Origin of the sequence: Pseudomonas sp. PS01303, assembly GCF_029959385.1 — a bacterium.
In the GTDB taxonomy this organism is placed as follows: Bacteria; Pseudomonadota; Gammaproteobacteria; order Pseudomonadales; family Pseudomonadaceae; genus Aquipseudomonas; species Aquipseudomonas rustica.
Genome location: NZ_JASCPK010000095.1, coordinates 1 through 23,206, shown reverse-complemented (window position 1 = coordinate 23,206; position 23,206 = coordinate 1). Strand labels below are relative to the sequence as shown.

The window sequence follows — 23,206 nt, the reverse complement described above, 5'->3', positions numbered from 1 at the left end:
CTGCGTGGTAACGCCTCCCGTGACGCTCCGCGTCACAGGGGACGCGGAGCGTCCGTAGCGGCATTCCCACGCAGAGCGTGGGAACGATCGACAGGGGGTAAACAGGCCAATTCGTTGGCGTCAAAAATATCTGTTCGCAATGATGGCACTTTGTCATAATGCCGCCCCTTTTCAGCTCCCACCCCACGTCGCCGTGCCGGGACACACCGTTTTTCAAGAAGGAATACTCAGTGAGAATGATCTCCCGGATGTTGGTCTCAGGCGTTGCCATTGCCGTGCTCGGCACTCTTGCCGGTTGCGCCACCGAAAGCTCGCGCGCGTTGCCAGTGGCCAAGGTTGAAAGCGCCTCTCAAGTCTGGACTGGCGTTCGTGTGCCGATGGCCGTGGGCAAGTTCGACAACCGCTCCAGCTACATGCGCGGGATCTTCTCTGATGGCGTCGATCGTCTCGGCGGCCAGGCCAAAACCATCCTGATCACCCACTTGCAGCAGACCAACCGCTTCAGCGTGCTGGATCGCGACAATATGGGCGAGATCCAGCAGGAAGCGGCGATCAAGGGCCAGGCCCAGCGCTTGAAGGGTGCTGATTACGTGGTCACCGGTGACGTTACCGAGTTCGGCCGCAAAGAGATCGGCGATCACCAGTTGTTCGGCATTCTTGGCCGTGGCAAAACCCAGATCGCGTACGCCAAGGTCAACCTGAACATCGTCAACATCAGCACTTCCGAAGTGGTGTATTCCACGCAAGGCGCTGGCGAATACGCCTTGTCCAACCGCGAAATCGTTGGCTTCGGCGGCACCGCAGCTTACGACTCCACCCTCAACGGCAAAGTACTGGATCTGGCCATGCGCGAGGCGATCAATCGTCTGGTCGATGGCATGAACGCTGGTGCCTGGAAGCCGGGCAACTGATCGACGCCCATTCATTGCAAGGAGCAACACCCATGAATTCGACGTTGTCGCGCTCGCTGATGGCGCTGACGCTGGCCGCCAGTGCCTTGCTGGCCGGTTGTGCCGGCCCGAAAACCCTGTACCAGTGGGAAGACTATCAACCGCAGGTCTACGAATACTTCAAAGGCGAAGAGCCGAAAGAAGCGCAGGCCGAAGTGCTCGAACGTGACCTGCAAAAGATCCGCTCTACCGGCAAAGCCGTGCCGCCGGGTTACCACGCCCACCTTGGCTTGCTCTATTTGAGCATGGGCAAGGACGATCAGATGGTGCAGCAGTTCAACACCGAGAAAGCGCTGTTCCCCGAGTCCGGCCCGTACATGGATTTTCTGCTTAAAAATGCCAAGACCGGAGACGCCAAATGATCTCGCGTACCCTGAAGTTACTCGCCGCTGGTTTGGCCCTGACCGTTCTCGGTGGCTGCGTAGCGCCAAAAACCGTGGACTATTCGGCGTACAAACAGGCACGCCCGAAGACCATTCTGGTGCTGCCGCCGCTGAACACTTCGCCGGATGTGAAGGCCTCTTACAGCCTGCTGTCGCAAGTGACGTTCCCGCTGGCCGAGGCCGGTTACTACGTGTTGCCGATTGCGCTGGTGGATGAAACTTTCCGCCAGAACGGCCTGACCACCCCGGACGATATCCATCAGGCACCGCCGAACAAATTGAAGGAAATCTTCGGTGCGGACGCGGCCCTGTATATCACCGTGACCGAGTACGGTACGCGTTATCTGGTGATCAGCAGTGAAACCGCCGTGACCGCGACGGCGAAACTGGTGGATCTGAAAAGCGGCACCACGCTGTGGACCGGTTCGGCGCGGGCGTCGAGTGAAGAGGGTGGCAACAACGGTGGCGGTGGTTTGATCGGCATGCTGATCACCGCAGCGGTGAAGCAGATCATCAACAGTTCGACCGATGCCGGTTACCCGATTGCCGGTGTGGCGAGCAATCGCCTGCTCTCGGCTGGTCAGCACGCAGGCCTGCTATACGGCCCGCGTTCGCCGAAATACGGCACTGACTGAAAGATCAAAAGATCGCAGCCTGCGGCAGCTCCTACAGGGGGAATGCATTGATCGTTCCCACGCTCTGCGTGGGAACGCATCCCGTGACGCTCCGCGTCACAGTGGACGCAGAGCGTCCATGGCGGCATTCCCACGCGGAGCGTGGGAACGATCAGTAGGAGCTGCCGAAGGCTGCGATCTTTTGCTGTTGGTTTATTTGGCGGCTGGCCAGAACCGTTCGCCACCGCCCGGTGCTTCCGTCCACGCTTGCAACGAGCGGGTCGGCAGGTCGAAATAATCACGGGTGCGCGCATAACCATGGCCGCCCATACGCCCAATCGCATCCAGCCCCAATTGATCGATGTACAAGGTTTTCGGATCGATCAGCTCATCGCGCACATGCGCCATCAACACCTCGCCAAAAATGATCTCCCGCGACTGACCGATGTTCAGCGCCATCATCCGCCGGCACTCCAGCGCCACTGGCGCCTCACCAATGCGTGGGCATTTCACCGTGGTGCCGGGAATCGCCGTCAAACCCGCAGCGGTCAACTCATCGAAACCCGGAGCAAACGGCACGGCACACACGTTCATGGCCTCCACCAACGCGTCGCTGACGATGTTCACGGTGAATTCCTGATTCAGCTGAATATTGCGCGTGGTGTCTTTCGGGCTCTGATCGCCGTAGTTCTCCACGCCCAGCGCCAGAATCGGCGGATCCGCCGACAGTGCATTGAAGAAGCTGAACGGCGCGGCATTGATCCGGCCCTCGCCATCGATGGTGGTCACCAGCGCAATCGGCCGAGGCACGACGCTGCCAATGAGAATCTTGTATTTTTCCCGTGGGCTGAGCTGGCTGAAATCGAAACTGTGCATGGGCAAAAACCTCTAGGAAAGTGGATCGATGGCGCTCAATGGCGCGTCGGCGCTGTAGTCATCGGCGAACGGAATGGACGGCTGGAACAGGGTTTTCCAGTCCGGCCGGGTAAACGCGCGGTCGCTGTGGCTGCGCATGAGTTTTTCGTATTGAAGTTGGGCCTGACGTTGCAGGGCGGGGTAGTCGACGCCGGTGACCTGACCGTCGAGCATCACACAACGACCGTCGATGTAACTGGCGACGCAATCGTCGCCACGCCCGGCCAGCAGCAAGTTTTTCAAAGGGTCGAACAATGGCCCCAGATGAAGGCCGCGCAAGCTGAATACGGTGATGTCGGCTTTGGCGCCGGGGGCCAGTCGACCGAGGTCATCGCGACCCAACGCCCGCGCGCCACCGAGGGTCGCGGCGTTGTACAGATCGAGGCTGCTGGTCAGCGCCGAGCCGCCCTCCATCAGCCGCGCAATGTTCAAACCGTGGCGCATGTTTTCCAGCAGATCCGCCGGCCAGGTGTCAGTGCCGAGTGCGAAGTTGATGCCCTTGGCGCGGTAGCGACCGAATGAGTTCAACGCCTCGCCATCGCGGGCAAACACCAACGGGCAATGCACCAGACTCGCGCCGCCGTCGATCAGCCGTTGCAGATCATCGTCGCCAGCGGTGTAGATGCCGTGCGGCAGCAGACTGCGCGGCGTGAGCAAGTCCAGTTGCTGCAACCACTCCAGCGGTGACGCGCCGCACAATTGCTCAACCATCGCCACTTCGCTGAGCGCCTGGCAGCAATGCAGACGCATCGGCGCATTCAGTTCGCGGCTCAGCGCGGCGGTGCGTTGCAGCAATGCGGGTGTGCAGGTCTGGATACGATCCGGCAGCAGCGCGCCACGAATCAAACCGTCATGGGCGCCGTCGAAATCCTTGAAAAAGCGTTCTGCCGCATCCAGTCCGGCCAGCCCGCGAGCTTCATCCCAGTGATGGGCGAGGGTACCGTCGGCCTGCCAGTAACTCATGCCGCTCATGTAGCAGGGGCCGAGGTAAGTGCGTAAACCCAGTTCACCGGCAACGTCTGCGACAGCGGCGAATTCGTCGTAGGTTTCCGCCCATTCGCGGTAGTACATCGAGGTGATAGGTATGGCCGTGGTGATGCCGTTGCGGATCAACTGGGTGAAGGCGTAGCGGTATTTGAAAACTTCTTCGTCGGCGCTGTATGTCTCACGGGGGCCGGCGGCCAGATACTCGGATGACCACATGCGGCCCATGGCGCGTTCGTCGCCGTTGTCCAGCGTTAACACCGTGGAGTCGAGATCACCCAGCGCGTCGAGATCAATGAAGCCAGGGCCGATCAGCGCATTGCCGTAATCGATCCACTGATCCACCGCCCCGGCATAACCGCGCCCGACGAATTCGATACGGGAACCCGAAAACACCACTTCACCGTCGCGCCACAGCACATGCTGCGCGCCGTCGAAACCGACCACGCAACTGGCCTTGAGACCGATGCGTTTCACAGACGGCTGCTCAGCAAGCTGCCACCTTCGGCGATCAACGCGCCACCGCGATAGACCTGACGCAACGGCCGCGCAACGACCGCCTCGCCCAGCGTCTCAACCGGCATCAGCAAGAAGTCCGCACGCTGACCAATTGCAAAACCGTAATCCTCGATACCCAGCGCCCGCGCACCATTTACCGTGGCCGCCTCGAACGCCGCCGCCAGCTCATCGTCCTTGCCCAGATCAAAGCGAAACGCCAACAACATCGCCCGTTCGAGCATGTCGCCATTGCCCATCGGCGACCACGCATCGCGAATGCCGTCGGAACCCAAGCAGACATTGACGCCGACCTCACGCAAGGCGAGAAACGGCGGCACAGCGGTGTCGGCCGGCGCCGAACTCATCAGCGAAATCCCCAGCGCCGCCAAGCGCTCGGCGACCGGTTTGACCTGGCTCCACGGCAACATGCCGAGGCAGTAGGCGTGGCTGATCATCACCCGGTTTTGCAGGTTGAAACGCTCGGTGTAATCAGCGATCAGCGCGATTTGCCACAGGCCCAGCTCACCTTTGTCGTGCAGGTGAATATCGACGCCACGGCCGAATTCAGCCGCGAGTTTGAAAACGAAATCGAGCTGCGCGATCGGATCGTTGTCGATGCCGCACGGGTCGAGCCCACCGACGTTTTCCACGCCCAGCGCCATTGCTTCACGCATCAATTCGGCGGTACCGGGGCGGCTGATCAAACCGGTTTGCGGGAACACCACCAGTTGCAGGTCGATCAGGTCTTTGTAACGTTCGCGCAATTGCTGCATGGCTTCGACGTGACGCAGACCGAATTCCGGGTCGATGTCGACGTGGCAGCGCATGCTCAGCGAGCCACGGGCGATGCAGTTTTCCAGCAGGGCGCCGGCGCGTTCGGCGATGGGCGCGGTGACTTCGCGGAGGATGCGGCGCTCGTTGCTGATGTAGTCCTTGAGCGTCGGCCCCGCACTGTTTGGGCGCCAGGGTTGGCCGTAGAGGGTTTTGTCGAGGTGGACGTGGCTTTCGACCAATGCGCTGGTGAGGAGTTGATTGTGGCCGTCGATGTCGCTGGCGGACAGCGGCGAATTGCTGGCCGGACGGCGCTGAGTGAAGCGGCCGTTTTCGATGAGCAGGTCTTCGGCGGCGGCGCCGTAGGGGCGCACGTTGCGTAGCCAGTGTGGCTGGGTCATACAAACCTCATTCAGGTCTTTGGATTTTTTCCCTCACCCTAGCCCTCTCCCGGAGGGAGAGGGGACTGAATGGGGGATATTGGAGAGATACACCGACTTGGAATATTTGCTTTGAATCCATAGTCGACTGGTCGTTTCAGGTCGGCGTATGGCGCAAGACACCTCGGTCAGTCCCCTCTACCTCTGGGAGAGGGCTAGGGTGAGGGCAGCGGTCTCGGATCAACCCTTAAGCTTCGACCAGATCCGATCCTGCAGCTCCCGCGCCTTGTTGCTGCATTCCTTCTCCGGGCGCAGACGCGAGGCGTATTCCTCCGGCATGTTGATCGCGTCCATCACCTTCCACTTCGGATCAAGCAACGAATCGCTCTGTATTCCGTTGGCGTAAGCAATGGCGTTCGACACGGCAGCGGCGTTCTCCGGCTTCATCATCCAGTCGATAAAGATCTTCGCGTTGCCCGGATGCGGTGCGCTTTTCGGTACGGCGAAGTTGTCCTGGAACATCGCCACGCCTTCACGCGGATAGACGTACTTGATCGTGCTCTTCTGCAAGGTCGCCCGGGCGGTCGAGCCGTTCCAGTTCTGCATCATGATCACCTCGCCCGAGGCCATGCGGTCGACGGTGTTGTCGGAGCTGTACATCTTCAAAAACGGCTTCTGCTTTTGCAGCAATTCCAGAATGCGTTTGGCGTCCTGCGGGTTTTCGCTGCATTCGTCGACGTTCAGGTAATGGCTGGCGGCGTTGATCACGCTGCTCGATGTGTCCAGCGCGGCGAGTTGGCCTTGCAGCTCTTTGCGCGGTTCGAAGAACTCTTTCCACGAGTCATCCAGTTTGCCGCCCGGCACCCTCGCGCTGTCGTAGGAGAAGCCGGTGGTGCCCCACAAATACGGCGCCGAGAACTTGCGCCCCGGATCGAAACTCGGATCGCGGAACGGTCCTTTGACGTACTGAAAATTGCTCAGGGTAGGCGTGTCGATTTCCATCAACAGATCCTGCTTGATCAACGTCTGCATGATCGACTGCGACGGCACGATCACGTCATACGCGGCGCCGCCGGCCTGCAATTTCGCGAGCAAAGTTTCGTTGCTGTCGTAACCGTCCATGGTCACCTTGATCCCGGTTTCCTTCTCGAACTTGGCCAACAATTCGACCGGGTAGTAATCGGTCCAGTTGTAGAAAAACAGCTCTTTCGGTTCGGCGGCGTGGGCGCTGAACGCAGTGAAACAACTCAGGGCCAGACCGGACATTGCCAACCGCATGCTTTTGATTTTCATGAACAGAGCGCTCCAGATTTATTGTTGTTTACCGCGTTGGCCCAGCCAGAAGGCCAGCACCACCAGGACAATCGAGATCAGCAGCATCAGCGTCGAAATCGCGTTGATTTCCGGGGTCACGCCAGCCTTGATCGCCGAGAAGATGTACACCGGCAACGTCGTCGAACCCGGGCCGGCGACGAAGAAGGTCATGATGAAATCGTCGAGGCTGACCACGAACGCCAGCACCGCACCGGACAACACCGCCGGCCACAGCAACGGCAAGGTCACGCGGCGAAACACCTGCCACGGATTGGCATAAAGATCGTTCGCCGCTTCCAGCAGGCTCTTGTCCAGATCGTTGAGCCGCGCACGGATCGGCAAGTAAGCGAAAGGAATGCAGAAGCCGATGTGCGCGACGATCACCGTCAGCAAACCGAGCTTGATGCCGAGTGCCATAAACAGCAGCAACGTCGCCACAGCGGTGACGATTTCCGGCAGGATCAGCGGCAGGTTGATCCCGCCCTCGACCATTTTCTGCCCGTAAAACGGCCGGTACGTGGCCAGCGCCGCGAGCAGTGCAATCGCCGTGGCACAGACCGTGGCAATGGTTGCGACGATGATCGAATTCAGCGCCGCCGTCTGGATCGACGGGTTGGCCAGAATCCGCCCGTACCAGGCAAAGGAAAACTCGGTCCACACCGTCGCCGAACGATTGGCGTTGAAGCTGTAAGCGATCAACACGAAGATCGGCAGGTACAGATAGGCGAGGATCAGCAGGCTGATTTCGCGGGTGCCCGGGAGTTTTTTCAGGTGCAGGGAAATCATGCTTTCGCCCCCCGATTGATAGTCTTCGTCGCGCGGCGGCTGTACAGCGCATAGAGCACCAGCGACACCAGCAGAATCGCCAGCAACAGGAACGACAGCGAACTGCCCAGTGGCCAGTTGCGCGCGGTGCCGAACTGTTGCTGGATCAGGTTGCCGATCATCAGCGTTTTGCCGCCACCGAGAATCGCCGGAGTGATGAACGCGCCGAGGCTCGGCACGAACACCAGCAACGCACCGGCAATCACGCCCGGCATCGACAGCGGCAGAATGATCCGGCGCAACGCGTGCCAGCGATTCGCCCCGAGGTCGTAAGCGGCTTCGACCAGACGCCAGTCGAGTTTTTCCAGCGTCGAATAGATCGGCAGAATCATGAACGGCAGGAAGCTGTAGACCAGACCGACACTCACCGCGAAATCGTTGTAGAGCAGGGTGATGCCGCCGGCGCTGGGGAACAGGGCGTTAAGGCTTTGCGCGACCCAACCGTGTTCGCGCAGGATGATCAACCACGCGTAGTTGCGGATCAGCAGGTTAGTCCAGAACGGAATGGTGATGAGCAACACCATCAAATTGCGCCGGCGCGGGGTCAGGCTCGACATCCACAACGCCACCGGAAAACCGAACAGGAAACACAACACGGTGGTGCCACCGGCCTGCAGCACCGAGCGCAGCAACGCTTGGGCATAGACCCAGTTCAGTTCCAGTTCACCGTCAAAACCTTCCTGAAAAAACAGCTGCACGTAGCTTTGCAGTTGCCATGGCGCTTGCCAGTCGACGCCGCCGTAAGTATTGCGCGGTAGCAGGCTGATGTAGCCCATGATCCCCAGCGGAATGGCGATCAGGGCGAGCAGGGTCAACACCACCGGGCTGAGCAACAGCGCGCGGTTGAGGGCAGGGGAAGTGCTGCTGACGCTCATCTCAGGCCTCCATCAACAGGCAGGCGTGCGGCGGCAGGTGCACGGCAACGCGTTCGCCAACTGCGCGGCCAGGATTCAAGCCCTCGTTGTTTTCGCGCAGCATGACTTTGATGTCGTTGTTCAGCCGGCACTGGTACAGCGTCGCCGTGCCGACATACAGCACCGCTTCGATGACGCCACGCAGGTGATGCGGCTGGCTGGCGTCGACCAGTTGCGAGCGCTCCGGGCGAAACGCCAGTTGCACGCTGCTGCCGGCGAAGCTCTGCTGCTGACAAGGGATTTCGATTGGCAAGCCGTTGGGCACGAAGAGTTTTTCGTTGTGTTCGCCGTGCTTGAGCTGGCCGGGCAAGAAGTTGATATCGCCGATAAACTGCGCGACGAAACGGTGTTTGGGGTGTTCGTAGATATCGGTCGGGGTGCCGATCTGCAGGATCTTGCCGGCCGACATCACCGCAATGCGATCGGACAAGGTCAGCGCTTCTTCCTGATCGTGGGTGACGAAAATGAAGGTGATCCCGGCTTCTTTCTGTACGCGCTTGAGTTCGACCTGCATTTCTTTGCGCAACTTGAGGTCAAGCGCCGACAACGGCTCGTCGAGCAACAGCACTTTCGGTTTCGGCGCCAAGGCCCGGGCCAGAGCCACGCGCTGCTGTTGGCCGCCGGACAATTCCGCGGGTTTGCGCCCGGCCAGATGCTCCATTTGCACCAGCGCGAGCATTTCGTTGACGCGATCCGGAATCAACTTGCGATCAAGACCCTGCATCTCGAGGCCGAAGGCGATATTCTGCGCCACACTCATGTGCGGAAACAGCGCGTAACTCTGGAACACCGTGTTGACCCGGCGCTTGAATGGCGGCAGATCGTTGACCGGTTCACCGGCCAAACGAATCTCGCCTTCACTGACGTGCTCGAAGCCGGCGATGGTGCGCAGCAGGGTGGTTTTGCCGCAGCCCGAAGGGCCGAGCAGGGTAAAGAATTCGTTGTCGGCGATGTTCACCGAAACATTGTCGAGGGCCGGCGCGAGGCCTGGATCATCGGAATACCGTTTTGAGACGTTGCGCACTTCAATTGCTATTGGTTGACCCATATTGGTGCAATCCTCTATTTATTGTATGCAATATCTGAATGCAATTTAGAAATACCCGGATTAATCTGCGTGTGCAACCCCCTTTTTCTTTGGCCAGCGATCGCCAGGGGTTGGTTGCCCGACGCTAAAGGAGTGTTTGAATGACCGAGAAGAAACTGGAAACCACGGTCGACCGCGTCTACCAAGGGGTTTACGAGGCGATCAGCAAGCGCTCGTTGCGCCCGGGGATGAAGCTGGGCGAGGCCTCATTGGCCGATTTATTCAATGTCAGCCGCACGTCGGTTCGCGCCGCGTTGAAGCAACTGGAGGCCGATGGCCTGGTTACCACCGAGCCCAACAAAGGTGCGTCGGTGTCATTGCCGAGCAATGAAGAGATCCGTTCGCTGTTCGAAACCCGCCGTCTGATCGAGATCGGCATCGTCACTGAACTGTGCCGACGCAAGGACAGCGCGGCGATGCAGGACTTGCGTGAACATCTATTGCTGGAAGACGAAGCGCACGCTGCCGGTGACCACGAACGGTTGATTCATCTGCTCGGCGAATTCCACATCAAACTGGCGCGCAGCCTCAACAACCCGGTGTTGCTCGACTGGTTCCAGAAGCTGATCTCGCGCGCCTCGCTGTATGCCGCCGCACTGGACGACGACAGCCATGAAGTGTGCCGCGATGACGAACACCTGCGCCTGATCGAATACATCGAGGCTGGCAATCAGAGCGCTGCCATCGAGCTGACCTGCATGCATTTGAACGGCATCGAAAAAGCCATTCTCGACGTCGCCGCGAAGATGAAAACTGGCTACCATCCGCTCAAGCACCTGATCGGAGTCTAGTCTCCGAGCGGGGACGAAATCGGCTATACCTCTTATGAAACCAATACGACTGAAGACGCTCGAAACAGACGGGCGTCGCGTCGTTCTGGCGTCGCGATTTATCGGGCAACCACCACAGGACACCGAGTCAGTCGATGCAGTTTTTATCCGATAGCCACGGCTGTGATGGCTGGCAAGGCGAAATGGCCGAACGTATCCGCGCGTTCGACTGGAGCCACACTGAACTGGGCCCACTGAATACCTGGCCTGCGAGCCTGTGCAGCGCGGTGCAATTGATGCTGGCCTCGCCGCTGCCGATGGTCATGCTCTGGGGCCATGCCGGCTACATGATCTACAACGACGCCTATTCGGAATTTGCCGGTGGCCGCCATCCGTATCTGCTCGGCTCCCCCGTGGAGTTGGGCTGGCCAGAAGTTGCCGATTTCAACCGCCATGTAGTCGACACGTGCCTGGCCGGCGGTACCTTGTCGTTTCGCAACAAGGCGCTGGTACTGCTGCGCGATGGTGTCCCCGAGGAGGTTTGGCTCGATCTCTATTACAGTCCCGTTTCCAATGATGCCGGAGCGCCTGCCGGGGTGATGGCAATGGTGGTGGAAACCACCGAGTTCGTGATTTCCGAAAGACTGCGTCAAGAGGCCGAAAACGCCTATCGCGCCGATAACGAACGCGTGCGTCTGGCATTGAATGCGGGGGCGTTGGTCGGTTCATTCGTGTGGGACGTGAAAAACAACCGACTGTCCGCGGATGAGCGTTTTGCCCGCACGTTCTCCTACCCGCTGGATCAGGATCTGAGCAATTTGTCTCAGGACGTTGCCGAGTCGCGCATCCACCCGGATGACTTCGACTGGGTGCAGGAACGAGTCACCCGATGCGTGCAGACCGGCGAGCCATACAACGCCGAATATCGGGTTCGTCGCGGCGACGGTAGCTATTTCTGGGTGCTGGCCAGCGGCGCTTGCCAGTTCAACGAGCACGGCGAACCGCTGCGCTTCCCCGGCGTACTGATCGACATTCATGAGCGCAAGATAGCCGAAGAGTCTCTGCTCAAATTTACCCGCAATCTTGAACAGCGCGTCGCCAATGAAGTCGAGGCACGCCTGGCGGCTGAGGAACAATTGCGCCAGTCGCAGAAGCTTGAATCGATTGGCGGCCTCACCGGCGGCGTGGCTCACGACTTCAATAACCTGCTGCAAGTGATCGCCGGCAATCTGCATTTACTCGCCCGGCATGAGCCTGATAACGCCAACGTGCAGCGCCGCGTCAGTGCCTCGCTGGCAGCGGTGGAGCGCGGCGCCAAACTGTCTTCGCAACTGCTCGCGTTTGCGCGCCGGCAACCGTTGTCGCCGGCGGTGTGCAATCCGCAGCAGATTTTCGATGGCGTCGGCGAATTGCTCCAGCGCGCACTGGGCGAAACCATTCAGATCGATGTGCAATTACCGGCAGAGCCGTGGCACATCAACGTCGACCGCAATCAACTGGAAAACGCCATTCTCAATCTGGCGATCAACGCCCGCGATGCGATGAAGGGCGAAGGCACGATTGGTTTGAGTGCCGCCAACGTTCGGCTCGACAGCGAGTTTTGCGCGGGTAAAGGCATCGTCCCCGGCGAGTTTGTGCGCGTGGCGGTGAGCGATACCGGCGCCGGTATTCCTGCGCAGATACTTGAGCAAGTGTTTGAACCGTTCTTCACCACCAAGGCCGATGGCCAAGGCACGGGGCTGGGTTTGAGCATGGTCTTTGGTTTCGTCAAACAGAGTGGCGGGCATGTCGAGATTGCCAGCCAGGTCGGCGAGGGCACGCGGGTGCAGTTGTACTTCCCGCGCAGCTTGCGCCCGGTTCGCGATGAGGCTCCGAGTGTGGAGAATCTGCAGGGCGGTGGGCACGAGACGATCCTGGTGGTCGAGGACAACGACGCCGTACGTGCCTCGGCGGTCGAGTTGCTGCGCGAGGAAGGCTATCACGTGTTGACGGCCGGTAACGGCGATGTAGCGATGCAGATGTTGCTGGAAGGGATCGAGGTGGATCTGATCTTTACCGACGTGGTCATGCCGGGGTTGATCAAGAGTTCGGATCTGGCGGCGTGGGCCAAAGTGCAGATACCGGCGGTGGCGGTGCTGTTCACCTCCGGGCACACCCGCGACATCATCTCGCGCAATCACCAGTTGAGCCCGGACACGCATTTGCTGAGCAAACCGTACAGCCCGGAAGCGATGTTGCAGATGATTCGTGCGGTGCTTAATGCTTGACTGGGACAGAACCTTGAGCCTACTCGAGCTCTGTAGGGAGTTACCTGTGGCGAGGGGATTTATCCCCGTTCGGCTGCGCAGCAGTCGTAAATCCTGAGAATGCGGTTCAACTGGAAAAATGCAGGGGAGCGCTTCGCACTCCAACGGGGATAAATCCCCTCGCCACAATGAACTCCGCAATCAATGAGGCCTCATTAGTCATAGACGTTTTTTCTGTTCTTCGATCAAGGCCCGCCAATGACTTCCAAGCGTAATTCGAAAGCGCCCGCCGGCATGGTTCGTGTGCGGGGCGCGCGTGAACACAACCTGAAGAACGTCGACATCGACATCCCCCGCGATGCGCTGGTGGTGTTCACCGGCGTGTCCGGCTCGGGAAAATCCTCGCTGGCATTCTCGACCTTGTATGCCGAAGCCCAGCGCCGCTACTTCGAATCCGTCGCACCCTACGCGAGAAGGCTGATCGATCAGGTCGGCGTGCCCGATGTCGATTCAATCGAAGGTCTACCGCCCGCCGTGGCCCTGCAACAACAACGCGGCACGCCAAGCACGCGGTCTTCAGTGGGCAGCGTGACCACATTGTCGAGCCTGATCCGCATGCTCTATTCGCGCGCCGGCAGTTACCCGCCGGGGCAGGCGATGCTGTACGCCGAAGACTTTTCGCCGAACACCCCGCAGGGCGCCTGTCCGGACTGCCATGGCCTCGGCCGGGTCTATGAAGTCACCGAAGCGCTGATGGTGCCCGATCCGAACCTGACCATCCGCCAGCGCGCCGTGGCCTCCTGGCCGCTGGCGTGGCAAGGGCAGAACCTGCGCGACATCCTCGTGACCATGGGCATCGACGTCGACATTCCGTGGAAGAAACTGCCGAAAAAGCAGCGCGACTGGATTCTCTTCACCGAGGAAACCCCGACCGTGCCGGTGTACGCCGGGCTGACCCCGGAAGAAACCCGCGTCGCCCTCAAGCGCAAAATGGAGCCGAGCTACCAGGGCACCTTCACCGGCGCGCGTCGCTACATCCTGCACACGTTCACCCATTCGCAAAGTGCGTTGATGAAGAAGCGTGTTTCGCAATTCATGCTCGGCAGTCCCTGCCCGTTATGTGACGGCAAACGCCTTAAGCGTGAAGCGTTGTCGGTGACCTTTGCCGGGTACGACATTGGTGAGTTGTCGCAGATGCCGTTGTTGCAAGTGGCCGAGGTGCTGCGACCGGTAGCTGCGGCGAGCTATCTGCAGCACGCCGAAGAAACCGGCGAAACCCTGAGCCATGCGCAAACCCGCGAGGCTCGTCAGCAAAGGGTGGCCCACGGCGGCAGTGGTCACGCGAGTGCGCCGGATGTGCGACACACGCCGAACCTGTCGCTGGAGAAGCGTCTGGCGGCGCAGCGCATTGCCGAGGATCTGCTGGAGCGCGTCAGCACCCTGACCGATCTCGGTCTCGGCTATCTGGCGCTGGAGCGCAGCACGCCGACGTTGTCGTCCGGTGAGCTGCAACGCTTGCGCCTGGCGACGCAACTGGGCTCGCAGTTGTTCGGCGTGATCTATGTGCTCGATGAACCTTCTGCCGGTTTGCATCCAGCGGATGGCGAGGCGTTGTTCGAAGCTTTGCAGCGGCTGAAGGCGGATGGCAACACGCTGTTCGTGGTAGAGCATGATCTGGAAACCATGCGCCGCGCTGACTGGTTGATCGACGTGGGCCCGGCGGCGGGCGAGAAGGGCGGGCAGGTGTTGTACAGCGGCCCTCCGGCGGGATTGGCCGATATTAAAGAGTCGCAAACCCGCGCTTATCTGTTCGCTGAAACCCAGCGGCAAACCCGCGCCGCGCGCAAGCCGACGGCGTGGCTCAAGCTTGATGGCATCACCCGCAATAACCTCAACAACCTCAGTGCTGAATTTCCCTTGGGCTGTTTTACCTCGGTCACCGGTGTCTCCGGCTCGGGCAAGTCGAGTCTGGTCAGTCAGGCATTGCTCGAACTGGTCGGCGCGCAACTGGGGCGGCCGACGGTTGAAAACGAAGCGGAAGAAATTAGCCTCGAAGACGATGCGCCGCAGCTCAGCAGCGGCCAGGTCACGGCTGGACTGGAATCGATCAAACGGCTGGTGCAAGTTGATCAGAAACCCATCGGCCGCACACCGCGCTCCAATCTGGCGACCTACACCGGGCTGTTCGACAACGTGCGCAAGCTGTTCGCCGCCACCCCCGAGGCGCGCGCGGCGGGGTACGACGCCGGGCAGTTTTCTTTCAACGTCGCCAAGGGCCGTTGCGCCACGTGCGAGGGTGAAGGGTTTGTCAGTGTGGAATTGTTGTTTATGCCCAGCGTGTATGCGCCGTGCCCGACCTGTCATGGCGCGCGGTACAACCCGCAGACGCTGGCGGTGCTGTGGGAGGGCTTGAGCATCGCGCAGGTGCTGCAATTGACGGTCGATGAGGCGGTGACGGTGTTTGCCGGGCAGCCGGGGATTCGTCGTTCGCTGGAAGTGCTGCGTGATATTGGCCTCGGATATTTGCGCCTCGGGCAACCGGCCACAGAGTTGTCCGGCGGTGAAGCACAGCGGATCAAACTGGCTACCGAGTTGCAACGCAATCAACGCGGCGCGACGTTGTATGTGCTGGATGAACCGACCACAGGATTGCATCCGCGCGATGTTGACCGGTTGCTGGAGCAGCTCGATACGCTGGTGACGGCGGAGCATACGGTGATTGTGGTCGAGCACGAAATGCGCGTGGTCGCGCAGAGTGACTGGGTGATCGACATCGGCCCGGGTGCGGGCGATCAGGGCGGCAAGATTGTGGTGGCGGGCACGCCGCAGAAGGTTGCGGCGAGCAAGAAGAGCAAGACTGCGCCGTTTCTGGCCCGGGCGTTGAGCCGATAGGTGTATTGGCCGGGCTGGCCTCTTCGCGAGCAAGCTCAGCTCCTACGATGGTTCCGAGTACACCGCAGAACACCGTGGGAGCTGGCTTGCCAGCGATGGCGATCTGTCAGGCACCGTCGAGGGTGCGGCGTACCTTGTCGAGCAGTTCGCTGATCTGGAATGGTTTGACCAGCATGTCCATGCCTGTCCCGAGAAACACCTGCCGATTGATCGCCGTTTCCGCATACCCGGTCATAAACAGGATCGGCAAACCCTCACGCCAGCCCCGCGCCACGTCCGCCAGTTCCCGCCCGCTCATGCGCGGTAGGCCGACATCAGTCAGCAGCAGATTGATCGACGCATCGTTCTGCAATCGTTCCAGCGCCGTTTCGATATCCGCCGCTTGGGTGCAGCGATAACCGGCATCCTCCAGCACTTCAGTGACAAACATCCGCACCGACGGCATGTCCTCTACGATCAGCACATGCTCGCCAGTCCCCTGCGGATCGACCACTGGCGCCGGAATGTCAGCACCGGTCGGGTCACTGGTCGCCGGCAACATGATTGTCACTTCGGTACCCCGTCGTGCCACGCTGCGAATGTGCGCATCGCCGCCGGACTGGCGGGCGAAACCGTAAATCGTCGACAGCCCCAACCCCGTGCCCTGGCCCAGCGGTTTGGTGGTGAAGAACGGATCGAAGACCTTGTCGATTACGTTGTGCTCGATGCCCGTGCCGTCATCCCGCACCGACAGGGCGACGTAAGCGCCATCGGCCAGATTCGGATCGCCATGGGAATAAGCGGCGTAGGTGTTGACCCAGACATTACCGCCCGACGGCAGCGCATCGCGGGCGTTGATCACCAGATTGAGCACCGCACTTTCCAGCTGCACCGGGTCGACCAGCGCAATCGCCGGTTTGCTGGTCAGCTCAAGCTTGAGGTTGATGCGTTCGCCGATGGTGCGGGTCAGCAGTTCTTCCAGCGAACGCACATGCTCGTTGATGTCCACCGGCCGCGTGTCCAGCGGTTGCTGACGGGCGAAGGCCAGCAAGCGATGGGTGAGGGCGGCGGCGCTCATTGCCGAGCTCAGTGCCGCTTTGGCGTAGAACTGCACTTTTTCCGGTCGATCGTCAGCCACGCGTTTCTGAATCAATTCCAGGCTGGTGATGATGCCGGTCAGCAGGTTGTTGAAGTCGTGGGCGATGCCGCCGGTGAGTTTGCCCAGCGCATCCATTTTCTGCACTTGCAGCAGTTGCGATTCTGCACGCACACGCTCGGCGACTTCCTTGGCCAGTTGCGTGGTGGTGTCGTCCAGTCGCGCCAGGTGCGAGCGTTCGCGATGACGGTGTTCGGTGACGTCTTCGACGAACACCAGGCTCAGCTCCGGCGTACGGTACGGCGAAATCTGCCATTCAGTCTCGCGAAGCTCACCGAGCACGCGCATGTTCAGCGTGCCTTTCCAGCGTTCGCCATCGACCAGGCGCAGGCGCAGTTCGTTGAGGATTGCGCTTTGATCGTCGGCGAAGCATTCGCGCAGGGTTTGCGGATCCTGATTGTCGAGAATCAGTTGGGCGAAGGCGTGATTACATTCATGCACTTTCAAATGCGCGTCGAGCACAGCAATCGGTGCCGAGACGTTGGCGAAAATCTCGCGGAATCGCGCCTCGCTCTCACGCAGGGCGTTTTCGGTGTCGCGCACTCGCAGCAGTGTGCGCAGGGTCGCGAGCAACACGTCCGGGTCGACCGGGTGAATCAAGTAAGCATCGGCGCCAGCATCGAGGCCGGTGATGATGTCGCCGGTCTGGATCGAGGCGGCGGACACGTGGATCACTGGCAGCAACGCGGTGCGCGCATCGGCACGCAAGATGCGCACAATGTCGAAACCGCTCATGTCCGGCAGGTTGACGTCGAGGATCAGCGCATCTAGCGGTTCGCTCTCGATCAGCGCCAGCCCGTCAGTCCCAGTGCCGGCCTCCAGCACTTGGTAGTCGTGGCGTTCCAGGCGCCGGCGCAGGGCGTAGCGGGTGGCGACGTTGTCGTCGACGATCAACAGGCGGATGTCACGTTTCATCGACGTTCTCCAGAGCGATCGCCAGCGGAATGATCACGAAGAAGGTCGAACCGACCCCCGGCGTGCTTTCAAGTCCGACTTCACCGCCCAGCAGGGCCGCGAAGCGTTTACACAGCGACAGGCCCAGCCCGGTGCCGCGCAGACGTTTCTGCAACGGCGAGTCGACCTGGGAAAAGTCCTCGAACAATGCGCCATGCAGCTCGGCAGCGATACCAATACCGGTGTCGCTGACGGCAAAACGTACTTTGTCGATGCCTTCCAGCCGCGCCGACACCCGCACTTCGCCACGGGTGGTGAACTTCAGCGAGTTGGAAATGAAGTTGCGCAGGATCTGCGCGAGTTTCTTGTCATCGGTATACAGCCGTGGCAGGCCGACCGGTTCTTCGAAAATCAGATCGACCGCCGAAGCATCGACAATCGGCCGGAACATCCCGCGCAGTGCCGAGAACAGGTCGAACATGTCGAACCACGCCGGCGAAATTGTGATGCGCCCGGCCTCGATTTTCGCCAGATCGAGCAAGTCATCGACCATGTCGCTGAGCTCGCGGGCCGCGGTGCTAACGAATGCGACTTGTTTGTGCTGCTCAAGGCTGAGCGGGCCGTCGAGTTCATCGGCGAGCAGGCTGTTGATGCTCAGGATCGAGCCCAGCGGCGTGCGGAACTCGTGGCTCATGTACGACAGAAAACGGCTCTTCAAGTCCGAGGCTTGGCGCAGCTCCTCAGCCTGAATATCGAGTTCGGCGTACAGGGCCAGCACGCCCTGGTTGGTTTCATCGAGCTCTTCGCGCAGGGCCGCGGTTTCGCTCTGCAACTGCGCAATCAGCGCGGCCTGTTCGGCGCTGTTGAGAATCGGCGACTCAGCCATGGGCGGCCTCCAGGGCAACGACCAGCACCGTTACATCGTCGCGCCCGCGACAGAAGTCGCGGTGCAGGACGCTGGCTATCACGGCGGGATGGCGGTGCACCAGGCCGGGGTAGTCTTGAAGGTTCCAACGGGACTGCAAGCCGTCGCTGTACATGATCAATAGATGTCCGTTCACGTGAGCATAGTCAAAGGGTCGGGCTTTCCGGTATTGCACGCCAACAATGCCTGGGTGCGAGGCCAGCCCGCGGGATTTGTCGGCGGAGATCAGGCTGGCGCCAATGTTGCCGACGCCGGCAAAAGTCAGACTGTCGCGCAGCGCGTTGAACTGGGTAAACGCGACAGCGCCGCCCCGGCTGCCGATCATGTCGCGATGCATGTCCTCCATCAGCATGACCGGTTCGGCGAACGGCGTCAGGGCAAAGGTTTCGGCGCCTGCAAGGCCGGCGCGTTCGGCTTCTTCGCCATGGCCCAGACCGTCGATGATCAACGCACTGATGTTGCCGTCCTCATAGGCCAGGTGCCAGACGTCACCGCACGCGGGATCGTTGTGCAGCGAGTGCTGGCTGACACCGAAGCGAATGTCGGGCGCCCGGTCAGCGCGCGGATACAGTCGCGCCAACAGCACGGCGCCACGGTTATCGGCGTACACATCAAACACTTCCGCCTGGCGGGAAATCGAGCCGAGACCGATGCCTTGGGTGCCGCCGGTGGAGAAGCCGTCGGCCAGACAAGCCTCCAGATCAAAACCCTGGGCGCGATCCACGGCGAGCATTTCGATGCCGAAACCATCAGGGCGCGGCAACACCCGCAGGTGCATTTCACCGTGGCTGGCGTGCTTGAGTATGTTGCTGGCCAACTCTGTCGCCACCAGTGCAACGCGCCCCGCATCGCGTTCATCGAAGCCATGCCGTTCGGCCAATTGCTGCGCGGTACGCCGTGCATAGCCGATCTGGCTGCTGTCTTCAATTGGCAGCACCTGGGTCAGGCTGGAGCGGATATTCATGTCCATCGGGTAATCGTTATTCGAGTGCCTTTGCCGGGTTCGGTGTCGAGTTCGAACTCTTCTACCAATCGTTTCGCGCCGGTCAGGCCCAGCCCCATGCCGCTGCCGGAGGTCCAGCCATCGGTCATCGCCAGTTTCAAGTCGGGAATGCCGGGGCCTTCATCGCGAAACGTCAGGCGCAGACCGACCTTGTGATCCTCGTCGAGAATCTGCCAGTCCATGTCGCCACCGCCGCCGTAGACCATGGTGTTGCGCGCCAGCTCGCTGACCGCCGTGACCATTTTGGTCAGGTCGATCAGGCGCATGCCGCACTCAGTGGCGAGCTTGCGCGCGGTCTGACGCGCGAGTACCACGTCTTGCTCGATATGGATCGGTTGAGTACCGCTACTGCGCACGGTCATTGTTGCAATACTCGTTCTCGCAGCAGTTTCATCCCTCGCTCGACGTTCAGCGCAGTGCTCACGCCGGGCAAGGTCATGCCGAGTTCAACCAGGGTGATCGCGACGGCGGGCTGCATGCCGACCAACACGGTTTCGGCGTCCATGATTTTCGACAGGCCGGAAATCGTGCCGATCATCCGGCCGATGAACGAGTCGACCATGTCCAGCGCCGAGATGTCGATCAACACCCCGCGCGCCGAGGTTTTGCTGATGCGTTCGGACAAATCGTCCTGCAGGGTGAGGGCGAGTTGGTCATGCATGTCGACCTGAATGGTCACCAGCAGAAAGTCGCCCATCTGAAGAATCGGGATACGTTCCATGCTTAAGCCGTCTTGACGAGGCTGATACCCAGACGGGTCAGGGCCAGTTTCAACGCGTCTGCCAGGTTGGCTTTGGTGACCACGCCTTGCAGGTCGAGACCAAGGTGGACGATGGTTTGCGCGATTTGCGGACGCACGCCGCTGATGATGCAGTCAGCGCCCATCAGACGAATCGCGGTGACGGTTTTCAGCAGATGCTGCGCAACCAGGGTGTCGACCGTCGGCACGCCGGTGATGTCGATGATGGCGATTTCCGAACCGGTGTCGACGATGCGTTGCAGCAGCGACTCCATCACCACTTGCGTGCGTTGCGAATCGAGGGTGCCGATCATCGGCAGCGCCAAAACGCCGTCCCACAGCTTGACCACCGGGGTCGACAGCTCCAGCAGTTCTTCCTGCTGACGCTTGATCACCGCTTCACGGGATTTCTGGAACGTGCGGATGGTGTGCATGCCGAACGCGTCGAGCAGCTCGGAGATTTCCCAGAGTTGTTCGGCGAGCAGCGCCGGTTGTTCTTTGTAGTGAGCTTGCAGCAGGTTAAACAGCGGGCCTTTGAGGGCGAAAATGAAGCTGGCGGTTTGCTGCGAATCCTGGCCGAGCAGGGCGCGACTGTGCGAGAGCTTTTCGAGGAACTGACGGGTCGCCTCCCAACCTGGCGTGGCGATGTTGGTGCCGTTGTCGTTCTCGAGACCGCTGACCACCAATTGCAGAAATTCGGAGGTTTGTTGCTGCAGGTCGTGTTCTTTCAGATTGCGCGTGGAACCGCTGGCTTGCAGGCCGTTGATCCATTCGCTCAGCAGTTGCGTTTGCTTGTTTTTCATCGCATCGAGTGTGCTGTTCTGCAGTGCTGCCATGTGCCTGTTGCTCCGTAACGAATTTGGGGCCGATTCGATAAAAATTGATCGGCGCGAAGACATCGACATTTGCCGTTCTAAATAGTTGTTCGATCCCGCCAGGATATTTTTGATCTGGCGCAACGAACGCCCCGGTAACTCTAGTCGGCGTGACGGGGAGTGGAGATGTTTTGAACGTTGACGTGGTGCAGGCTTCGAATCTTCAAGGCCCGGCTGGTTTCAGTCGCGCTTGCTTTGACGAACGAGGTGATTATGAACGAGCAAACCAATCCGCAACAGAATCAATCCTCCGAACCGATCAACCGTAACGATCCGGCAATCGATCCGCAAGTGCCGGGGCAGCTTGCGCCGACGCAGCAGCAGGGTGAGGATGGGCAGGCGCAAAGCGCCGATCCGGCGGTGGATCAGAAGAACAAGCATACGGACAATGACAACGAGTTCAGCCCGGGGTTTGAGCCTAAGCCGGATCGGGCAGAACCGGGGGAGGAGACGGATGCGGATATTGATACGGATGGGGGTTGAGGTTGGCCGTAAATGATGAAGCCGCATCTTCTGGATGCGGCTTTTTTTTGCTTGGTTATCGTGGTGTGGCTTAAATCGATCCCCCTCACCCCATCCCTCTCCCCCAAGGGGTAGAGGGGGAAGGGAGCCGATCTTTGTGTTGTTCAAAATCAGAGTTCGACTCTGGATTTCGATACTTCAACCTGAGTTAGCGTCTGGATCATGAGTTCGATGCAGACCTTTCAGGTCGACGTACCTCGAACATTCAACTCAGTCGGCCCCCTCTACCTCCGGGAGAGGGCTGGGGTGAGGGTAAAGCTCTTACTTACTAGGATGCTTGGCCTGCAGCTCTTTCGCAGCCGCCAGATGTTTCTCCAGCCCCGGCAACATTTTCTGCGCAAACGCTTTCAATTCAGTCGCGCCCTTGACCTTGTCATCCGTCACGGTATTCGCCTGTTTCTTGAACAGCTCAATGGTCTCTTCGTGCGCCTTCACCTGATTGTTGGCGTAGGCCGCATCAAACGACTCATCACGCATGTCGAGGATTTTTTCCTTGGCCTGTTTGACCAGCGTCGTGGTATCCGGCACCTCGATATCGTTGGCCTTGGCAATGCTCGCCAGCTCATCGTTAGCCTTGCCATGGTCAGTGATCATCATGTTGGCAAACGCTTTAATATCCGCCGATGAGCTCTTTTCCAGGGCCAGGCGACTCGCTTCGATTTCAGCGATACCACCGGCGGCGGCGTTATCGACGAAGTCATTGTCAGTCGCGGCGAAAGCGCTGCCCATACCGGTGCTCAAAGCGACAGCCAAAAACAGATGACGCAAGTTGAATCCGTCCATTGGTGTATCTCCACGCAGGTTTTTGTTGGTGATACTCAATGGAGGCAGCGCGACGTTTAAAGGTTTTATCGCATTTGCGACAGGGCGACGAACGGGCACCGCTGGTCTGACAGGTGGTCGACAGAACGCCCCAACCGAGGCCATTCTGATAACTGGCCTGCGCAATCGGTCGCGCGGGCCAGCCGATCAATTGACGGAGGTGTTCCATGCCGGTGACTCATGACTTGTTACAGGATTTGAAGCTTACGAAGGAAGAGATCCAGCAAAAACGCACCGCGGATCCACATCTGGACGCACTGATCAACAAGTATTCCCAGGCAGACGCCGATGTAGTCAAGGCCGAGACGGCGACCTCGGATGCGCCCAGCGATGACACGCTGAAAAAACTCAAAGAGAAACGCTTGCAGGTCAAAGACAAGATTGTCGAGCAATTGCAGGCGCGATCCTGAAGGCTGGTTGATCCGCCGACCATCGGTTGCGGATTGACTGGAACGACAGCCCCGACTGGCACCTCGAATGTTCAGAGTCTTCAATCATCGACTCTTTGCGAGGTGCCTTATGAACGATCCCAAATTCCCCAGTGAAGAGCAGGGCGCTTTTGACCCGGTTCCGACGCATCCTGAGCCGAATAGCCCGGCGCACACGACGGCTAATCCGGAAGAGCCGGATGAGGATTTGCCGGAAGACGAAGATCCCGACAAATTCGATAAATCCAGTAACTGACTGACGCCTTCGCGGGCAAGCCTTGCTCCTACAGATGATTGCAATTCAACTGTAGGAGCAAGGC

23 protein-coding genes are annotated in these 23,206 nt (G+C 59.9%); 9 read left to right on the top strand and 14 right to left on the bottom strand.

The window, feature by feature from the left end:
• Window positions 1-236 precede the first annotated feature (236 nt).
• Genes QMX93_RS21570 through QMX93_RS21560 form a run of 3 tightly spaced genes read left to right on the top strand, consistent with a single transcriptional unit; the run spans window position 237 to window position 1,968 of the window.
• Entirely contained in the window at window positions 237-911 is a 675-nt protein-coding gene (locus QMX93_RS21570) for a CsgG/HfaB family protein (RefSeq protein ID WP_282357900.1), read from the top strand.
• 32 nt (window positions 912-943) lie between these two features.
• Complete coding sequence (locus QMX93_RS21565; RefSeq protein ID WP_053120904.1) at window positions 944-1,312, top strand: DUF4810 domain-containing protein; 369 nt, start codon at window positions 944-946, stop codon at window positions 1,310-1,312.
• Window positions 1,309-1,968 (top strand): DUF799 domain-containing protein, encoded by a 660-nt coding sequence (locus tag QMX93_RS21560; protein WP_053120902.1) that lies wholly within the window; start codon window positions 1,309-1,311, stop codon window positions 1,966-1,968. The genes QMX93_RS21565 and QMX93_RS21560 overlap by 4 nt, the downstream gene beginning before the upstream one ends.
• Before the next feature lie 192 nt (window positions 1,969-2,160).
• On the opposite strand, the gene QMX93_RS21555 is transcribed toward QMX93_RS21560, so the two are convergent.
• The 7 genes from QMX93_RS21555 to QMX93_RS21525 form a co-directional block, all read right to left on the bottom strand.
• Entirely contained in the window at window positions 2,161-2,823 is a 663-nt protein-coding gene (locus tag QMX93_RS21555) for a flavin reductase family protein (protein ID WP_053120900.1), read from the bottom strand.
• A 12-nt stretch (window positions 2,824-2,835) separates the two neighbouring features.
• Window positions 2,836-4,323: an amidohydrolase family protein gene (locus tag QMX93_RS21550; protein WP_282357897.1), complete on the bottom strand. Its 1,488-nt coding sequence runs from the start codon at window positions 4,321-4,323 to the stop codon at window positions 2,836-2,838.
• Entirely contained in the window at window positions 4,320-5,516 is a 1,197-nt protein-coding gene (locus QMX93_RS21545; RefSeq protein ID WP_282357896.1) for an amidohydrolase family protein, read from the bottom strand. Before QMX93_RS21545 ends, QMX93_RS21550 begins: the two co-directional genes overlap by 4 nt.
• Before the next feature lie 219 nt (window positions 5,517-5,735).
• A complete protein-coding gene (locus QMX93_RS21540) occupies window positions 5,736-6,788 on the bottom strand; it encodes an extracellular solute-binding protein (RefSeq protein WP_212544530.1) in 1,053 nt (350 codons plus the stop codon).
• Between the two features lie 18 nt (window positions 6,789-6,806).
• Window positions 6,807-7,595, bottom strand: coding sequence for an ABC transporter permease (locus tag QMX93_RS21535; protein WP_053120891.1), 789 nt, complete (start codon window positions 7,593-7,595; stop codon window positions 6,807-6,809).
• Window positions 7,592-8,509, bottom strand: coding sequence for an ABC transporter permease (locus QMX93_RS21530; RefSeq protein WP_212544529.1), 918 nt, complete (start codon window positions 8,507-8,509; stop codon window positions 7,592-7,594). Before QMX93_RS21530 ends, QMX93_RS21535 begins: the two co-directional genes overlap by 4 nt.
• Window position 8,510: 1 nt before the next feature.
• On the bottom strand, window positions 8,511-9,596 hold the full coding sequence (locus QMX93_RS21525; RefSeq protein WP_282357894.1) for an ABC transporter ATP-binding protein: 1,086 nt from the start codon (window positions 9,594-9,596) through the stop codon (window positions 8,511-8,513).
• A 140-nt stretch (window positions 9,597-9,736) separates the two neighbouring features.
• On the opposite strand from QMX93_RS21525, the gene QMX93_RS21520 reads away from it, so the two are divergent.
• From QMX93_RS21520 to QMX93_RS21510, 3 genes are all read left to right on the top strand, one after another.
• Complete coding sequence (locus QMX93_RS21520) at window positions 9,737-10,426, top strand: GntR family transcriptional regulator (RefSeq protein WP_053120886.1); 690 nt, start codon at window positions 9,737-9,739, stop codon at window positions 10,424-10,426.
• A gap of 134 nt (window positions 10,427-10,560) precedes the next feature.
• Complete coding sequence (locus QMX93_RS21515; RefSeq protein WP_282357892.1) at window positions 10,561-12,672, top strand: hybrid sensor histidine kinase/response regulator; 2,112 nt, start codon at window positions 10,561-10,563, stop codon at window positions 12,670-12,672.
• A gap of 237 nt (window positions 12,673-12,909) precedes the next feature.
• The gene (locus tag QMX93_RS21510) at window positions 12,910-15,543 is read left to right on the top strand and encodes an excinuclease ABC subunit UvrA (RefSeq protein WP_282357891.1); all 2,634 of its coding nucleotides are present in this window, start codon (window positions 12,910-12,912) and stop codon (window positions 15,541-15,543) included.
• Between the two features lie 106 nt (window positions 15,544-15,649).
• On the opposite strand, the gene QMX93_RS21505 is transcribed toward QMX93_RS21510, so the two are convergent.
• The 6 genes from QMX93_RS21505 to QMX93_RS21480 are packed head-to-tail and all read right to left on the bottom strand — an operon-like array spanning window position 15,650 to window position 21,075.
• Window positions 15,650-17,593 (bottom strand): response regulator, encoded by a 1,944-nt coding sequence (locus tag QMX93_RS21505; RefSeq protein WP_282357890.1) that lies wholly within the window; start codon window positions 17,591-17,593, stop codon window positions 15,650-15,652.
• Entirely contained in the window at window positions 17,583-18,458 is an 876-nt protein-coding gene (locus QMX93_RS21500) for an ATP-binding protein (protein ID WP_282357889.1), read from the bottom strand. Before QMX93_RS21500 ends, QMX93_RS21505 begins: the two co-directional genes overlap by 11 nt.
• Window positions 18,451-19,461 carry an ATP-binding protein gene (locus QMX93_RS21495; RefSeq protein ID WP_282357899.1) on the bottom strand — a complete coding sequence of 337 codons (1,011 nt, stop codon included), beginning with the start codon at window positions 19,459-19,461 and terminating at the stop codon, window positions 18,451-18,453. The genes QMX93_RS21500 and QMX93_RS21495 overlap by 8 nt, the downstream gene beginning before the upstream one ends.
• A complete protein-coding gene (locus QMX93_RS21490) occupies window positions 19,458-19,862 on the bottom strand; it encodes an anti-sigma regulatory factor (RefSeq protein WP_008084828.1) in 405 nt (134 codons plus the stop codon). Before QMX93_RS21490 ends, QMX93_RS21495 begins: the two co-directional genes overlap by 4 nt.
• A complete protein-coding gene (locus QMX93_RS21485) occupies window positions 19,859-20,221 on the bottom strand; it encodes an STAS domain-containing protein (protein WP_034155679.1) in 363 nt (120 codons plus the stop codon). Before QMX93_RS21485 ends, QMX93_RS21490 begins: the two co-directional genes overlap by 4 nt.
• A 2-nt stretch (window positions 20,222-20,223) precedes the next feature.
• A complete protein-coding gene (locus tag QMX93_RS21480) occupies window positions 20,224-21,075 on the bottom strand; it encodes an STAS domain-containing protein (RefSeq protein WP_053120876.1) in 852 nt (283 codons plus the stop codon).
• 252 nt (window positions 21,076-21,327) lie between these two features.
• Between QMX93_RS21480 and QMX93_RS21475 the strand changes: the two genes are divergently transcribed.
• Window positions 21,328-21,597 (top strand): hypothetical protein, encoded by a 270-nt coding sequence (locus tag QMX93_RS21475; RefSeq protein WP_282357887.1) that lies wholly within the window; start codon window positions 21,328-21,330, stop codon window positions 21,595-21,597.
• A 300-nt stretch (window positions 21,598-21,897) separates the two neighbouring features.
• Here the strand turns inward: QMX93_RS21475 and QMX93_RS21470 are convergent, their stop codons facing one another.
• The gene (locus tag QMX93_RS21470) at window positions 21,898-22,419 is read right to left on the bottom strand and encodes a DUF4142 domain-containing protein (protein ID WP_053120872.1); all 522 of its coding nucleotides are present in this window, start codon (window positions 22,417-22,419) and stop codon (window positions 21,898-21,900) included.
• A 206-nt stretch (window positions 22,420-22,625) separates the two neighbouring features.
• On the opposite strand from QMX93_RS21470, the gene QMX93_RS21465 reads away from it, so the two are divergent.
• Both QMX93_RS21465 and QMX93_RS21460 read left to right on the top strand, forming a co-directional pair.
• Window positions 22,626-22,868: a DUF465 domain-containing protein gene (locus QMX93_RS21465; RefSeq protein ID WP_053120870.1), complete on the top strand. Its 243-nt coding sequence runs from the start codon at window positions 22,626-22,628 to the stop codon at window positions 22,866-22,868.
• A 109-nt stretch (window positions 22,869-22,977) separates the two neighbouring features.
• The gene (locus tag QMX93_RS21460; RefSeq protein WP_007912545.1) at window positions 22,978-23,142 is read left to right on the top strand and encodes a hypothetical protein; all 165 of its coding nucleotides are present in this window, start codon (window positions 22,978-22,980) and stop codon (window positions 23,140-23,142) included.
• Window positions 23,143-23,206: the final 64 nt, after the last annotated feature.